Raw genomic sequence first — 15,254 nt, 5'->3', positions numbered from 1 at the left:
AGGAGATTTTAAATTAAAAAAATCCGAAATCGAAATTCCGAAATCCGAAATCATTTAATCAACCTTATACTCTTCCAACCCGCCTTCCAATGAAAACACATCAGCCTCGGGGATCATTTTGAGGATAAGTTTTACGGCTTCGTCGCTTCGTTTGCCCGATGAGCAGTAAAGAACTTTAGTATTCGGGCTGGTAAAATAGGCCAGGTACTCTTCTATTTCATCCAGCGGGATATGCGTACCGCCAATATCATAGGCTTCACGCTCCTGGATGGTACGCACGTCAATAAGTTCTACCGTTTCATCCAAAAGGATCCGCTTTTTTAGTTCATCAGCATTGATGGTTGGAATGGTGATAGTTGTTTTTAACCTGCGGATATGCGTTTTTGTTACCGGGCCAATCTTAAAGATGCGGCTTTGCATGCTTTGTGCATCAAAGATCAGCACTTTCCCGACCAGTAATTCACCGGTTTTGGTAATGTACTTGATTACTTCATTGGCCTGCATACAGCCGATGATTCCTGCCAGAGTTGGTACCACCCCGCCTTCGGTACAATTAGGGATCTGGGTAGCATCCACCTCGGGAAACAGATCACGGTAATTAGGCGAATTTGCCCCTTTGGAGTTGCTTACGTTCCAAACTGCAACCTGCCCTTCAAACTGATAAATGGCACCATAAACAAGCGGTTTACCGGCCAAAACACAGGCATCGTTAAGCAGGTAACGGGTCTCGAAATTATCAGTACCATCCAGCACAATGTCGTAATTACTGATAACATCCATCACATTATCGGATGTTATTTTGATGGTATGAGGTACGAGCTTAATACCCGGATTTTGGGCCTGCAAACGTGAACAGGCTACTTCAGCTTTATTTTCACCCTCATCGGCAGGGTTATACAATACCTGGCGGTGCAGGTTACTTATCGATACCTGGTCGAAATCGGCAATGCCCAATGTGCCAATTCCTGTTGATGCCAGGTATTGTGCAGCCGGGCAACCCAACCCTCCAGCCCCAACAACCAGTACGCGGGCTTGCTGCAATAATTGCTGGGCTTCCTCGCCAAAACCAGGCAGTGCTATCTGGCAGTTATATCGTTGTAAATCCTGATTCATTAGTAGCAACTATTGTATGGTGGATCATTGATTTTACTTTCTCCAATTCTTCAGGCGTATTCACATTGGTCAGCGCCTCCTGTTGTGGGGCGTTTAACAATGTAATATCACTATTGATCAAAACCTTGCGCGGGCATGAATACCCTTGCGCCAAAAACGATAGCAGTACAGGGTAGCTTTTAGGCTCCCATATGGCTATCAAAGGTTCCGGGAAATCGGTTACCGGACTGTGATAAGCCGTAGCCACCGACGAACTGTTTCGCCAGGCCACTAAATTGCGAAGGGTAGCTTCATCCATCAAAGGCAAATCGCAGGCTATGATCAGCCAGGCGGCATCCGGCTGTTCGCGAAAAGCGGAAAGAATAGCCCCATAAGGTCCTAAACCAGTAAATGTATCCTCAATAACGGGATAAGCCGGGTCAATTTCCTGCTGCTGGCCGGGGCGAGCGGAAATGTAAACCTGCCGGCAAAAGTTTTTAAGCAAATCGGCCATGTAATACCTTTGCTGCTTGCCATGCCATTTGGCTGCACCTTTATCAAAACCCATTCGGGTACTTTTGCCGCCGGCCAATACCAGTCCGTTTAAAACAGGTTTGGCCTGTTTTAACGCGGCTTCAAAAAAGGCTACGATCTTTTCCCGTTCATCTATCTTTAAAACAGGGATCTGCTGCCAGTGAGGGATAACCTCCTGTATAAAGTCCGGGATTTCGCTTGCATTATCGGCCAGCAGAAAAAGCTGAACATTATTGAGCTGACCTGTCCTTTTTTGCAGCGACGCCTCTTTATTAACGTCGATAATAACTACCTGTGCCTTAGCCTGCTGGTGATTCCCATTAACTAATACCAGATCGGCAGGCGAAAATTGCTGTTTGAGCTGATAGGGATATACCGGGTTTTGATAATTGAACTGCTGATAGTTTACCTGGTCGGTATATTCGAGCGAAGCACCGCTCACCAATCTGCCGGGCAGCAAAGTAATATCATCATTATGTGACATATCCACATAAGCACATTTATAAACCGGTGATAGTATCCTGATCACGTCGTCGGCCAACAATTTGATTACGGTACAGGGGCCGCCCACAATTGCCCATTCATTACGGCCGAAGTTGCCTGTTAAAGGCCGCGCCAGTTTAGTGTGTTTTTTATGCGTACCTGATGGCTGGTTATGATCTTTTAAAGTCACGTTTACCTCCTGTTTTTGAAATCAGTTTGGTTTCTTTTATCACTATATCATGGCTCATGGCCTTGCACATATCGTAAATAGTAAGTGCCGCTATTGAAGCGCCAACCAGCGCTTCCATTTCCACACCTGTTTTTGCCGTAATGCTTGCGGTACAATCAACCACCACCTCCTGCCGCTCATTTATTTGGATGGTAACATTACAGTTATCCAAACCCAACGGGTGACAAAGCGGGATCAGGTCGCCGGTTTTCTTGGCGGCCATAATACCGGCAATGATAGCCGTTTGAAAAACAGGGCCTTTTTTGCTTTGCAACTCGTTCCCTGCTAAAAGCTCAAATACTTGTGCCGGCAAAGCAACTACGCTGCGCGCGGTAGCGGTACGGTGTGTAACCTGCTTTTCAGTTACATCAACCATATTGGGGTCACCTTGTTTGTTTATGTGAGTTAACATTATTTTTTATTATGATTACACTGATTTTTATTGTGATTTCACCAATTTGTTAGGGTCATGTTTCCTTTGTTTGTTTATAGCGACTTATTATGTTATGGATTCGATCAAATCAAAAAATCGGTGTAATCAACAAAGAAAATCGGTGAAATCCCAAAAACTAAAACCTCCAAACCTTAAACACCTCTCCTGCTTTAAAATTATTCTTTTCAGGCGGAAGTTCTAAAAAAGCTTCGGTATCTGCTAAGTTAGCAAAATCGCCCGAACCATTTCCCTCAACGGGTGTAGCTATCAATTGACCCTGCCCGTTACTTTCCAACTTTACCTGCAGATAATATTGCAATGCCGGCTGAAATGTAAAATCTTTCCCTAATACCGCATATGTGGCGGCTTTTGCGGGCAAGCCCAGTGCTGTATTAAGCCATGTTAAAAAGTAACGGTGCAGGCACATAAATGTGGCTACCGGGTTACCCGGAAAGGCAAACACCAATGCACCGTTATTATGCCTGCCAAACCAAAAGGGTTTGCCGGGCCGCTGGGCTACTTTATGAAACAACTTTTCAACCTTTAATTCCTCAAGCGCCCGGGGGATATAATCAAACTTCCCCATCGAAATACCACCACTCAGCAGCAGTACATCATAGTTTTGCAAACAGTATTGGATCTTTTCTTTGGTAACAGCTGGCTCATCAGGGATATGCAAAATATCAGCATCGGTACCATGTTGTTTTAAAACGGCTTTTACCATATAGCTGTTTGATTTGCGGATCTGGTACGGCAGCGGCGTTTCATACACGTCAACTAATTCATCGCCTGACGAAACTACCACCACCCGCGGCATTTTTTTAACAAGCAGGTGGGTTTTACCTACTGATGCCGCCACACTAATGATAGCGGGGCTTACCACCTGTCCTGCCGTTGATATAACATCATGTTGTTTTTTATCAAGGCCCTGCAAATGCAGGTTCTGCCCTTTTTTTATGTCGCGGGTGTGTACACTCGCCGACCCGGCGATGATCTCCACATCCTCATAACGGATCACTGTATCAACCGAAGCAGGTAATACAGCACCGGTCATAATCTCGATGCATTCCTCGGCGCTATTGATCTGAACCGGCTCGTCACCGGCTGCCTGGGTAGCTTTGATCCGGAAAATATTGACCCCGCTTTCAATAGCTTCATATCTTATAGCGATACCGTCGATGGTTACCCGGTTAAAGGGGGGGAGGTCGCGGTCGGCCTTCAGGTCTTCGGCCAGGGCATAACCGAGAGCCTGTTCAAACGGGAGGCTTTGGGTGCCATAATCCCTAATTTGCGCAAGTACCAGTTTTTCAGCTTCCTCAACCGTTGTCATAATATATGTAGTTTTAAAACTATCCGCCAATAGTGGCCATTGACTCGTGGATGCCGGTTTTGGCTACCCGTGCCCGCTCGGCTTCCCAGCCATCTGCCGGGCGGTGGCTAAAAGCGGTTAACAAGGCACTCTCTAATGCTTCATCAGAAGCTCCCGCGCGCATCAGATCTTTTAAATTGAGTACGCCATCATCATACAAACAGGTTTTTAACTCACCCTGGGGTGTTATGCGGATCCGGTTACAGCTGCCGCAAAATGTACGCGAATAAGCGGCTATAATACCAACTGTACCTTTATGCCCCGGGACCTGATAATTGTATGAAGTAGAATAAGCCGGGTCATCCAGTTTCTTTATTTGCGGATATTTGCTTTTTATCTCATCTAAAATGCGAAGGTAATCCCAATGTAATCCATCGTACACATGGCCATCGCCGTTAAAAGGCATTTCTTCTATAAACCTGACACTTACCGGCAGCTCTTTAGCCAATTCAACCAGCGGGATAATATCCTGTATATTTTTGCCATCCATCACCACGGCATTGATCTTTACTTCCATATCATGGCTCAGCATGGCATCTAAGGCTGCCATCACACTGGCAAATTCGTCGCGGCGGGTAATGGCAAAAAAGCGGTTGGCATCCAGCGTATCCAGACTCAGGTTTATTGACCGTACACCTATCTTTTTTAATTCGGGCACATAAGGCGCTGTTAGTACGCCGTTAGTTGTAAGGCCCAGCTCTTTCAAGCCATCCAGCCTGGATATAGCTGTGAGCAAATGCATAATATCTTTGCGTACAAAGGGCTCGCCCCCCGTAATACGGATTTTTTCGATACCCATTTTTACCAGCAAACTGCAGCTGCGCAGCATTTCCTCATAGGTCATGAGCTCGGCACGTGAAAGCCAGTGCAAGCCATCCTCGGGCATACAGTAAAAACAGCGCAGGTTGCACCTGTCTGTCACCGCGAGGCGCATGTAGCTGATCTTCCGTCCATGATTATCTGTTAACAAACTATAGCTTTTTTATCCTGTAAATTTAATTAATTAACAGCCATTACATCTTTAAGTTTATGCATGGCCATTGTAAAAATAAGCATTACCACGCTTGGAGATGTTTGCGAAATGTATTTTTATTTCCTTCCTCAATGATATATCCGGTCTCAAAAAAAATTACAAAAGCTTAACCGGGTTATACTCCTTTCGTAACACACACATAAAACACAAAAAATCAAATTGTTATAAATGAACAGATCTAACTAAAACTTTAATTAAATTATTACCGTATTAAGGCAAGCATCCGCCCCAAAAGAATTTATAAAAAGGAAGCCCCCTGAACCTGAACAAACATAAAACGCAGGAGCGGAAGCTATAAAATGGTAATGCATGATCATTAACCAGGCATTACAACAACAGTCATACCAACATCTAATGTAACAGTTATAAAAAATGACAGGGATTATTATTCTGGCAGCAGGCGCATCAAATCGTTTTGGCTCGCCCAAGCAAAATCAAATTTACCAGGGTAAAACCCTTTTACAGCGGGCAATTCAAACCGCACTTACCTGCCTGCATTGCGAAAAAGTTATTGTGGTGTTAGGGGCCAATGAACAATTAATCCGTCCTAATATAGATGAACAGCTTGTAGACGTCATTCACAATCCGCGCTGGGAGGAGGGAATGGGCTCGTCAATAAAAGTTGGTGTAGCCGAAATTTTGCGGCTTGAACCCCGCATAACTTCAATTATCCTGATGCTTTGCGATCAGCCATTTGTTGATTCATTCCTGATATCACAATTAATGGAAAAAAAGGAAGTTAATGACTGCGGTATTATTGCCTGCGGCTATCGTGATGTTTTGGGCGCGCCCGCTTTGTTTGATTTAAAATATTTCCCCGAACTGCTTGGCCTGCAAAGCATTGAAGGTGCCAAAAAAATCATTGAAGCACATACCGACGACGTTTTCATACTCCCTTTTCCGCTGGGAGCTATTGACATTGACACTGCCGATGATTTAGAAAGGCTTAACCAGGTAGGATAAGATAGTTAAGCCGAAGCAACCAGTTTATTTACGCTGCGATATACAAACTCATTAAAAATATGCCTGCGGGCAAATCGGCCGGGCGAATCAGCATTGATCAGTTTGATATAAACCGCTTTAGGCACACCAAAATATTCATACACATTACCATCAAGGAAAGTAACTTTCAGTACCTGTTGTTTATACTCAAAATCGGCTATGTTTGATAATGTAGTGGTAGCTGTATAATCAGGCAATGTTTGAGCACGGGTTTCAGGGGCAATGCTTACCAAAAAATGATACGCTTCAATAATTGTTTTACTCCTCTCTTCTGCCTCTGCCCTGCTGTCGTCCTGGAACCTGTCGGGATGCCAGGTTTTCATCATGCTTTTATAAACCGAACGTAACTCGCTTAACTCTGCATTTTCGGTCACGTTCAGGAGTTTCCTGTAGTCGCCAATTTTTTTCATTGTTTATTTATTTCTTTTTTATTGTCGATGAAGGGATTACAGGTAAAAACACGTTCAGCACCACCATGAAAATAACGGCGCGAAGGTACGCTTTTTTAACGAGGAAAAACAGAGAGTTTTATTTATTGAACGATGATGATATGGAGTAAATATTAGCTAAAACTTTATTAACATTCAACTTAACTCCCTACCCTGTTTGCAGCTTTAATTCAGCAGTACAAATGAATGAAATACGGTGGTAGCTGTTTAAATTATAAACCGTATTTTTGCGGGCTATGAAGTTTCCCAAATTTGCCAATCTGATACTGTTTGAGAACGACGACGTTATTGTTGTGAACAAACCGCCTTTTATAAGTTCACTTGATGAACGGGGCGAAGGAAGCAGCGAGATCAGCATGTTAAGGCTGGCTAAGGCTTATTGGGACGATGCGCAGATTTGCCACCGCCTTGATAAAGAAACATCCGGCGCGCTTATTTTTGCAAAAAATCCCGAGGCTTACCGGTCGGTTTCCATTCAGTTTGAAAAACGTAAGGTTAAAAAAGTATACCACGCCGTTATTGACGGCACACATACTTTTGATAACCTGCTTGTTGATTTGCCTATATTAAATGTTGGCAAGGGCAGTGTAACCATCAGCAGACAGGAAGGCAAGCGTGCCGAAACCTGGTTTCAGTCGTTAAAGTATTATAAACATTATACTTTAGTTGAATGCCGTCCGGTTACAGGCCGTATGCACCAGATCAGGATCCACCTGGCTACACAAAGGGCCTCTATAGCAGGCGATGAGATGTATAAGGGCGAACCTGTTTTCCTCTCCAAAATAAAGCGCAAATACCATTTGGGTAAAGATCAGGAAGAGTTGCCCATTATGAAGCGCTTTGCCCTGCATGCCTACGAAGTAACATTTCGTATCAATGCCGAAACGGAAGTTACCATTCATGCTCCATATCCTAAAGACTTTGAAACGCTTTTGAAGCTGCTTGACAAGTTTGACAGTTAAAATTAAATGGTATTAAGTGTTTGAAATTAACATACGCCAACGTATTTTTATGCTCCATGCCGCGTAGCTTAAAAAAATTCCTCTACTGTATTTTGCTGGTAATATCTGGTGCGAGCTATTCAAAAGCCGATCCTTATATATATCTTCCCGAAGATAGTCTTGTTCATTTTTTAAAGATCCAGAACAGGGACCTTCAGGATAAAAAACTGGTTAATTATATTAAGCTCCGTTTTCAGCAGGGGCCTGAAAATACTATCCCGCAGGGTAAAAATGAAGTTTATAAAGAGCTTGATAAATACGATGTGGGCGACAAGGAAGCTTTAAAATACTTTATTGAAAGTATTATTCAGAAACGCTTTTTAAAGCTCCCCGAAGCTGAAAGTGCTATGGTTAAAGCCATTAACCAGGCCTCAAAGAATAAAGCCGACTTTTTGCTTTATTCGTTTATCAGCCATCTTGCTTTTATTCAAACAGATAAAGGCAACCCTATAGGCGCTATATACAGTTACGGCCTGGCTCAAAAACAAGCTTTAAAACTTAATGACCCGCTATTGCAGGTATTTCTGAACATTAATATCTCCGACCTGTACTACAAACTCAACCTGTATACCCAATCGTTGTATTATCTTAACCAGGCCTTTCATATCAAGGAAGAAAATAAGATTAGGGATGACAGGCTTTATACGATAATAAGCTATAACAAGGCCGAAAATTTTTTCAGGATGAAAAACCTTGACTCGTTGCAGCGATGTCATGATGATTTAATGGGGCCAAACAACAAAAGTTATAAACTATTCAGCTACCAATATCGTACGGCCTATTATATATCATTGTTAAAACATGAGTATAACAAAGCGATAACACAGATCAAAAGCCTTCAAAGTGACAAAAAGTATGTGCCCAACGATGTTGAGAAACAAAACCTGGCCGATGCTTTTTACCTGAACGGGCAGCCGGATTCGGCAAGCTTTATAGCTAACCAGTTGCTTGCGCTTCCATATTCTGATCATCACCCCGAAATAAAGCACCACCTTTATCAATTGCTTGGGAAAATAGCCCGCGACAGGGGCGATTACGAACTGGCTGTTGAGAATTTTGACCTTGCATTAAAACAATCAGAAGAAAGCCTTAATAATACTACACAGGTGGGCAATGTATCGGCGCAAATAAAAATTGATAAAATTGAAACCTCGTTTACCGATACTGCCGAAAAGTACAGGCGCGAACGCCTTATTTTGATCCTCATCAGCATTACTACGGTTTTCATGTTTGCCGTTATAGCCCTTTTATACCGGAGTGCAAGGCAAAAACGGCACTACGAAAAATTATTATACGATACCAAAAAAAGCGAACTGGCATTTATCAACTCGCATGAGGTGCGTAAACATCTTACCAATATATTAGGCCTTGTTGAGCTGATGAGCGAAAGCAAAGACAAAAAAGAGGAGTTTTTACAGGTTGAAAAGCATCTTTATGATTCGGCCACCAGGCTCGACGACGCTATTAAGAACATCTCCGAAAAATTAAGCGACTAAGTTCCTGGAACAATAATCTTCATTTTAGGCTTACCGGGAGGGGTAAGTTAATCTGCTTGTATTGCGCCTGCAGAGCCGTCCTGTACAAGCTCATTTGCATTATTGATAAAAAACAACCCTCATTTATTTACGAAAATATAAAATTGTTAAAAACGCAGCTTTACAGATTCTTTTTTACAGGTTTACAGCTATAATTAACATGTTATTGAAAAAAAATACAAAATTTCTTAACATTTGTAATGAATTTTGTAAAAATAATTTAAATTCGCCTTAATAATTATTGAGATTAATACAAAAACTATAATTAGAACCCCAACTTTACAAATTAATTAAAAAATGGCAACAAAACTCGAGTACATTTGGCTTGATGGCTATAAACCAACACAGAGCCTGCGCAGCAAAACAAAAATCGTTAAAGAATTTAGCGGTAAAGTAGAAGATTTAGAAAACTGGAGCTTTGATGGTTCTTCAACTGAGCAGGCACCAGGTGGTTCATCTGATTGTATCTTAAAGCCAGTTTTTGTTGTTCCAGATCCGCAAAGAAAAAGCGCTTACTTAGTAATGTGCGAAGTATTAAGTGCCGATGGCAAACCACATGAATCAAACGGCCGTGCTACCATCGCTGATGATGATAATGATTTCTGGTTCGGTTTTGAGCAGGAATACTTCCTGTGGGATCCTGCAACAAACAAACCACTTGGTTTCCCTGCAGGTGGCTACCCTGGTCCGCAAGGCCCTTACTACTGTTCAGTAGGTGCAAACAACGCTTTCGGCCGCGAAATTGTTGAAGAACACTTAGACGTATGTTTAGAAGCAGGCTTAAACGTTGAAGGTATCAACGCTGAGGTTGCTGCCGGTCAGTGGGAATTCCAGATCTTTGCAAAAGGTGCTAAAGAAGCTGGTGACCAGATCTGGGTTGCACGTTACTTATTGGAAAGAATTGGTGAAAAATACGGAGTTGCTGTTAACTGGCATTGCAAACCATTAGGTAAATTAGACTGGAATGGTTCAGGTATGCACGCTAACTTCTCAAACACTACTTTACGTACTGCAAACAGCAAAGAAATTTTCACAGCTATCTGCGAATCTTTCCGCCCTGCAGTTGCTGAGTGTGTTGCTGTATACGGTGCCGATAACGATCAGCGCTTAACCGGTAAACACGAAACAGCTTCAATCAATGACTTTAGCTATGGTGTATCTGACCGCGGTGCTTCTATCCGTATCCCTCTGTATGCTGTTGACCACAACTGGAGCGGTTACCTGGAAGATCGTCGTCCTAACTCAGCTGCCGATCCATACAAAGTTGCAGCTGTGATCATCAAAACTGTAAAATCAGCTAAGATTTAATCCCCTAATAAATAGTTATTATTTTTATCCCCTGGTTTTATAAACCAGGGGATTTTTTTTCTACAATCCGTTTGTCAACTACATATAGTTCTTCCATCAAAGCATTAGCTTTATAATATTTACATTCAACTTTTATTTAAATGGCTGTTTAGCAGCATTATTTTTGGCAGATATATCTTTCAAATATTGAATATAATCACCTGTGGTAACCTCATTGTAGATCAGTACAGGTAAATTATAAAGATACATCCAGCAATTTAGTATCTCGTTAGCGGTATGGATCCCTACTTCTTTTCTTATATATTCATGCGGATGTTGGTATAACCCACCGATACCTTCATAATCGTCAATTACGTTTAATATAATTTCGGGATCATCCATCATAAAAATGCTGCCGTAAATGTAACGTTCTTCAGCATTACCGACCACAGCGCCGGGATACTCGCCAATATCAAAAAGCCGCCCTTTTATTTTTCCGTCACCTATAAATTTGCAGTGTTTATTCAGGTACGCTGCAAACTCGTTACCTGGCTGCAGCAATGTGCCATAAACAAATAAAAATTGATTTGTTGTTTCCATAAATAACTCAAACAAAGGTAAACGCTATTGCGTATTATACACGCACAGGCTATTTTTTTATAGTTTAAGCCATAATAGCTATCTTGCTGCACCTTAACCGGCCATACTTTTATACCATGAACACAGAAGAGATCAAAGCGTATATAGAACAGAATAAGATCCAGAAAATAAAATTCGCCTTTGCCGATATTGATGGCATTTTGCGCGGTAAGGTGATCCACCCTAAAAAATTTATTGATGGATTACAAAGTGGCTATGGCTTTTGCGACGTGGTATTTGGCTGGGATAGCGGCGATGCTTGTTATGATAACGTGCAATTAACCGGCTGGCAAAGTGGCTATCCGGATAAGCTTTGCCGTATCGATCTGTCAACCCTGCGTAATGTGCCCTGGCAGGGTGATATCCCCTTCTTTTTAGCTGATTTCAGCAAACCCGACGGCAATGATCTGCCGGCTTGCCCTCGTAGCCTTCTCAAACATATCAAGGCCGAGTGTGAAGCTATGGGCTATCATGCCGAATTTGCGCAGGAGTTTGAATGGTTTAATTTTAAAGAAACACCGCAAACCCTTGCTGATAAAAAGTTCACCAATATTGAACCGCTTACACCGGGCATGTTCGGCTATTCTATACTGCGAACATCAGAAAACAGTGATTTTTATTATGATCTGTTTAACCTGCTTACCAAATTCAATATCCCTATTGAGGGCCTGCATACCGAAACTGGCCCGGGAGTATATGAAGCTGCTATATTGCATGATGAAGTTTTAGCTGCCGCAGATAAAGCAACCCTGTTTAAAACCGCCGTTAAAGAGATAGCCTATAAACACGGTATCATGGCATCGTTCATGGCCAAATGGACTGAAACCCTGCCCGGCTGCAGCGGTCACATCCATCAAAGCCTTTGGACTAAAGACCAATCAAAAAATCTGTTTTACGACGCTAACGATGTAAACAAAATGAGCGACCTGCATAAGCATTATCTTGCAGGCCAACTATACTGCATGCCGCATTTGCTGCCTATGTACGCGCCAACCATCAACAGCTACAAACGCCTTGTTGAAGGAGCCTGGGCTCCCACCACCATAACATGGGGTGTTGAAAACCGTACTACCGCGCTACGTGTTATCAATACCACCGAAAACTATACCCGCCTGGAAACCCGCATCCCGGGCGCTGATACCAACCCATACCTGGCCATGGCTGCAGCGCTGGCTTCGGGCCTGTACGGTATTAAAAACAAGCTTGAGCTAAATATTGAGCCAACAACAGGCAATGGTTACCAGGACAAAAGTAATGGCATACTATGGCCAAACCTGCATGCTGCCGCCACAGCCATGCAAAACTCAGACATTGCCAAAGAGCTCTTCGGCGAAGGTTTTGTTGATCACTTTACCCAAACCCGGCTGTGGGAATACCGCCAGTTTGCCAAAAGCGTTACCGACTGGGAGTTGAAAAGGTATTTTGAGATTATATAACCTGAACCCGGATTTGGGGAGATTTTTCGGATTTACAGGATTTTTTTTTGCTTAACGTCGAAGTTTACGTTTACACTCATTTTACCTTTATTTTAAAATCTAATGGATCAATTTAAACACACTGATGTAACAGGTAAAATAATTGGCTGTGCTATGCAGGTTCATAGCACTTTGGGTAACGGCTTTCAGGAGGTTATTTACCAGAAGGCTTTGGAAATTGGGATGGCATTAAATGGGCTTGTTTTTGAACGGGAGAAGGAGATGCCAATCTATTACCGGGATCTTCAAATCGGGACGCGTAGAGTTGATTTCTTTGTATCCGGAATGATCATGGTGGAATTGAAAGCCATCATCTAACTGGAGGACGTTCATTTGGCACAAGGAATAAACTACCTGGAAGCTTACAATATTGAAGTTGGGCTATTGTTAAATTTCGGTAGTAAATCATTAACAGTAAAGCGACTATTAAACAAGAAATATAAACCCTAAAGTCAAAATCCCAAAAATCAAATCAATCCGTTTAATTCCGGTTCAAACAATACACTGTAAGTCAAAATCCTTTAATTCCTAAAAATCCCTCCAAATCCCGGTTCAGAAATTAATAATATATTTACACTCTTAATTATAAACCGAATGCTGCCATTGGCGTAACTTTGCCGGCAGATATATACAAATGGACTATTCTTTTATTATCCGCAAGGCCTGGGAAGGGTATGACGCGTCAAAAACTATCCGCGATATTGAAGATATCAGCGCTATGGTTTCAACCAATCACGTGTACCGCATTACGTTTGATGACGACGATATTATCATAGCCAAACTCTCGTACTTTGGCAAGTTCGAGCACTTTAAGGAAGACCACCGCATTATTCAAACGCTGGCAATTAACCTGCTTTATCCCTTTGAGAATTTCCTGGCCCGTTCTTTACAAAAAAACAACCGCGTTTACATTTATCATCATAAACACGGCAAAACCGATGCCTGGGTGGTTTTCTATAACCCAACACGTATTTTACAACGTCTGCCACGTCGGCTGGATGAAAATCATATTAAAAAGCTTGGTCAGCAGGTTGGCAAATTCCATAAAGCCTGCTCCAGGGTTAAAAATGTGTTGCCTAAATCGTCAAAGACTTTACGCACCGATATCTGGGCGTTGCAGCAACAAATCGAGACCAGCCCAAAACAATTTGGCACCGGTATGCAGGCCGACTTTCTAAAATACCACTGCGAAACCTTTTTGAAAAACCGCTCCAAATACAATATGAGCTCGTTCGAGATCATTCCTGTATTTATCGACTGGAATATCGGCAACTTTTCGGTAACACCTGATCTTGAACTTTACTCACGCTGGGATTATGACTGGTTCAGGATGAGTTACCGCTTGCTCGATTTTTATTTCTTCAGTCGCGTAGTTTCTGATATAGGCGACCGTACCGTGTTCAGCTACGTGATCAATACCATGATGGAAGACCGATTCATCATTTTTTTAAAAGAATACCATAAAGTTAACCCGCTTACTGCCGATGAAATTCGATTTTTAAAGGAAGCCTATCGATTTTTCATCCTGAACTACGTAATTAAAGATGGCAAGCACTTTTTTAGCGAGCAATATGCCAAAAAACTACAGGCTGAGGCTTTCGACATCTATTTGCCGTCGGTAGACAGGGATTTTGATGCCGAAAAGATCATCGAAGCTTTAAAATTAAAATAGGTTAGCTATCTTTCGGGCTGATTTTATAAAAAGCCCTAAAAACAGATAAGTATGACCAGGATAGACAACTTTAAATCGATAATTGATAAATACGAAGTTGTTTTTTTTGATGCTTTTGGGGTTCTGAAAAATTATGGCGGCCTGCTTCCGGGCATTGAGCGCACGTTTTCTTACCTGGCAGAACAAGGTAAGGAATATTATATTGTAACCAATGATGCTTCACGAAGCCCGGTGCAATTAGCCGAATCCTATACCACCAAAGGATTGACAGCCATAACACCCGACAGGATCATATCATCGGGCATGCTTACCAAAGAATATCTTGACCTGAAGGTGAACGACGGTATCGTAGCTTATTTAGGTACGCCCGATTCTGCCCATTACATTGACAGCTCGGGGCTGCATACATTGCCTATCAGCGAAGTAAACGAAAGCAATATTGACAGGGTTAACGCGCTGGTTTTTTTAGATGACGAAGGTTTTGACTGGGGCCGTGATCTGAACAAATCAGTTAACCTCATGCGTAAGCGCACCATTCCGGCCATTGTAGCTAATACCGATCATGCCTACCCCCTAACCAAACATGATGTATCCATAGCCATAGGCGGTTTAGCCAGTATGATAGAGAAAATTGTAGGCAAAGAGTTCATTCGTTTCGGTAAGCCTGATTCGCAGATGTTCATGTTTGCCTACGATCTGCTCCGCGAGCGCAGGCCGATCAGTAAAAGGGATATTGTGATGGTAGGCGATACCCTGCAAACAGACATTTTGGGCGGTAATAAATTTGGTTTGGATACCGTATTGGTACTATCCGGTAATACCCAGGCCAAAGACGCCGAAAACCGTATCACCGCCACCGGCATTGTGCCAACTTATATCTGCGATTCGGCAGTGGTGGAGGCTGGAGGATTGGGGTTTTAATTTCACTGTTTTTCGGCCTTTGATGTAGGGTTGTCATCCTGAGTGATTAAATCCATGTACTCTGAAGGTTAGATGACAAAGAGGGCCTGTCAGTCTGAGT

14 protein-coding genes and 1 pseudogene are annotated in these 15,254 nt (G+C 42.5%); 8 read left to right on the top strand and 7 right to left on the bottom strand.

Annotated elements, in window-relative coordinates:
- Positions 1–54: 54 nt before the first annotated feature.
- From MusilaSJ_RS26425 to moaA, 5 genes are all read right to left on the bottom strand, one after another.
- The gene (locus MusilaSJ_RS26425; protein WP_274987748.1) at positions 55–1,113 is read right to left on the bottom strand and encodes a HesA/MoeB/ThiF family protein; all 1,059 of its coding nucleotides are present in this window, start codon (positions 1,111–1,113) and stop codon (positions 55–57) included.
- Complete coding sequence (locus MusilaSJ_RS26420) at positions 1,088–2,299, bottom strand: NTP transferase domain-containing protein (protein ID WP_274987747.1); 1,212 nt, start codon at positions 2,297–2,299, stop codon at positions 1,088–1,090. Before MusilaSJ_RS26420 ends, MusilaSJ_RS26425 begins: the two co-directional genes overlap by 26 nt.
- On the bottom strand, positions 2,280–2,750 hold the full coding sequence (moaC, locus tag MusilaSJ_RS26415) for a cyclic pyranopterin monophosphate synthase MoaC (RefSeq protein ID WP_274987746.1): 471 nt from the start codon (positions 2,748–2,750) through the stop codon (positions 2,280–2,282). The genes MusilaSJ_RS26420 and moaC overlap by 20 nt, the downstream gene beginning before the upstream one ends.
- A gap of 157 nt (positions 2,751–2,907) precedes the next feature.
- Positions 2,908–4,101: a molybdopterin molybdotransferase MoeA gene (locus MusilaSJ_RS26410; protein ID WP_274987745.1), complete on the bottom strand. Its 1,194-nt coding sequence runs from the start codon at positions 4,099–4,101 to the stop codon at positions 2,908–2,910.
- A 19-nt stretch (positions 4,102–4,120) separates the two neighbouring features.
- A complete protein-coding gene (gene moaA, locus MusilaSJ_RS26405; RefSeq protein ID WP_274987744.1) occupies positions 4,121–5,110 on the bottom strand; it encodes a GTP 3',8-cyclase MoaA in 990 nt (329 codons plus the stop codon).
- A gap of 435 nt (positions 5,111–5,545) precedes the next feature.
- Between moaA and MusilaSJ_RS26400 the strand changes: the two genes are divergently transcribed.
- Positions 5,546–6,136, top strand: a complete 591-nt coding sequence (locus MusilaSJ_RS26400) for a nucleotidyltransferase family protein (RefSeq protein WP_274987743.1) — start codon at positions 5,546–5,548, stop codon at positions 6,134–6,136.
- Between the two features lie 5 nt (positions 6,137–6,141).
- Here the strand turns inward: MusilaSJ_RS26400 and MusilaSJ_RS26395 are convergent, their stop codons facing one another.
- Positions 6,142–6,585: a KTSC domain-containing protein gene (locus MusilaSJ_RS26395; RefSeq protein ID WP_274987742.1), complete on the bottom strand. Its 444-nt coding sequence runs from the start codon at positions 6,583–6,585 to the stop codon at positions 6,142–6,144.
- Positions 6,586–6,860: 275 nt separating this feature from the next.
- Here MusilaSJ_RS26395 and MusilaSJ_RS26390 point away from each other — a divergent pair, with 275 nt between their 5' ends.
- The 3 genes from MusilaSJ_RS26390 to MusilaSJ_RS26380 all read left to right on the top strand — a co-directional run bounded on the left by MusilaSJ_RS26390 (position 6,861) and on the right by MusilaSJ_RS26380 (position 10,468).
- Entirely contained in the window at positions 6,861–7,586 is a 726-nt protein-coding gene (locus MusilaSJ_RS26390) for an RluA family pseudouridine synthase (RefSeq protein ID WP_274987741.1), read from the top strand.
- Between the two features lie 20 nt (positions 7,587–7,606).
- Positions 7,607–9,121 (top strand): hypothetical protein, encoded by a 1,515-nt coding sequence (locus MusilaSJ_RS26385; protein WP_274987740.1) that lies wholly within the window; start codon positions 7,607–7,609, stop codon positions 9,119–9,121.
- Between the two features lie 336 nt (positions 9,122–9,457).
- Complete coding sequence (locus MusilaSJ_RS26380; protein ID WP_274987739.1) at positions 9,458–10,468, top strand: glutamine synthetase beta-grasp domain-containing protein; 1,011 nt, start codon at positions 9,458–9,460, stop codon at positions 10,466–10,468.
- A gap of 132 nt (positions 10,469–10,600) precedes the next feature.
- Here the strand turns inward: MusilaSJ_RS26380 and MusilaSJ_RS26375 are convergent, their stop codons facing one another.
- Complete coding sequence (locus MusilaSJ_RS26375) at positions 10,601–11,047, bottom strand: gamma-glutamylcyclotransferase family protein (protein ID WP_274987738.1); 447 nt, start codon at positions 11,045–11,047, stop codon at positions 10,601–10,603.
- A 116-nt stretch (positions 11,048–11,163) separates the two neighbouring features.
- On the opposite strand from MusilaSJ_RS26375, the gene MusilaSJ_RS26370 reads away from it, so the two are divergent.
- The 4 genes and pseudogenes from MusilaSJ_RS26370 (at position 11,164) to MusilaSJ_RS26355 (ending at position 15,154) form a co-directional block, all read left to right on the top strand.
- Entirely contained in the window at positions 11,164–12,522 is a 1,359-nt protein-coding gene (locus tag MusilaSJ_RS26370) for a glutamine synthetase family protein (RefSeq protein WP_274987737.1), read from the top strand.
- A gap of 102 nt (positions 12,523–12,624) precedes the next feature.
- Positions 12,625–13,011, top strand: a pseudogene (locus MusilaSJ_RS26365) (GxxExxY protein).
- Between the two features lie 184 nt (positions 13,012–13,195).
- The gene (locus MusilaSJ_RS26360; protein ID WP_274987736.1) at positions 13,196–14,233 is read left to right on the top strand and encodes a hypothetical protein; all 1,038 of its coding nucleotides are present in this window, start codon (positions 13,196–13,198) and stop codon (positions 14,231–14,233) included.
- A gap of 51 nt (positions 14,234–14,284) precedes the next feature.
- Entirely contained in the window at positions 14,285–15,154 is an 870-nt protein-coding gene (locus MusilaSJ_RS26355) for an HAD-IIA family hydrolase (protein WP_188832750.1), read from the top strand.
- Positions 15,155–15,254 lie beyond the last annotated feature (100 nt).

The organism is Mucilaginibacter sp. SJ, assembly GCF_028993635.1.
Classification (GTDB): Bacteria; Bacteroidota; Bacteroidia; order Sphingobacteriales; family Sphingobacteriaceae; genus Mucilaginibacter.
The sequence above is the reverse complement of the archived record's forward strand: the minus strand, read 5'-3'. Positions and strand labels throughout refer to the sequence as shown.

Bases quoted from the DNA above. Each gene is read 5' to 3' on its own strand.
- moaC (WP_274987746.1), bottom strand. From the start codon at position 2,750: ATGTTAACTCACATAAACAAACAAGGTGACCCCAATATGGTTGATGTA.
- MusilaSJ_RS26390 (WP_274987741.1), top strand. From the start codon at position 6,861: ATGAAGTTTCCCAAATTTGCCAATCTGATACTGTTTGAGAACGACGAC.
- MusilaSJ_RS26410 (WP_274987745.1), bottom strand. From the start codon at position 4,101: ATGACAACGGTTGAGGAAGCTGAAAAACTGGTACTTGCGCAAATTAGG.
- MusilaSJ_RS26395 (WP_274987742.1), bottom strand. From the start codon at position 6,585: ATGAAAAAAATTGGCGACTACAGGAAACTCCTGAACGTGACCGAAAAT.
- MusilaSJ_RS26400 (WP_274987743.1), top strand. From the start codon at position 5,546: ATGACAGGGATTATTATTCTGGCAGCAGGCGCATCAAATCGTTTTGGC.
- MusilaSJ_RS26375 (WP_274987738.1), bottom strand. From the start codon at position 11,047: ATGGAAACAACAAATCAATTTTTATTTGTTTATGGCACATTGCTGCAG.
- MusilaSJ_RS26355 (WP_188832750.1), top strand. From the start codon at position 14,285: ATGACCAGGATAGACAACTTTAAATCGATAATTGATAAATACGAAGTT.
- MusilaSJ_RS26380 (WP_274987739.1), top strand. From the start codon at position 9,458: ATGGCAACAAAACTCGAGTACATTTGGCTTGATGGCTATAAACCAACA.
- MusilaSJ_RS26360 (WP_274987736.1), top strand. From the start codon at position 13,196: ATGGACTATTCTTTTATTATCCGCAAGGCCTGGGAAGGGTATGACGCG.
- MusilaSJ_RS26425 (WP_274987748.1), bottom strand. From the start codon at position 1,113: ATGAATCAGGATTTACAACGATATAACTGCCAGATAGCACTGCCTGGT.
- MusilaSJ_RS26370 (WP_274987737.1), top strand. From the start codon at position 11,164: ATGAACACAGAAGAGATCAAAGCGTATATAGAACAGAATAAGATCCAG.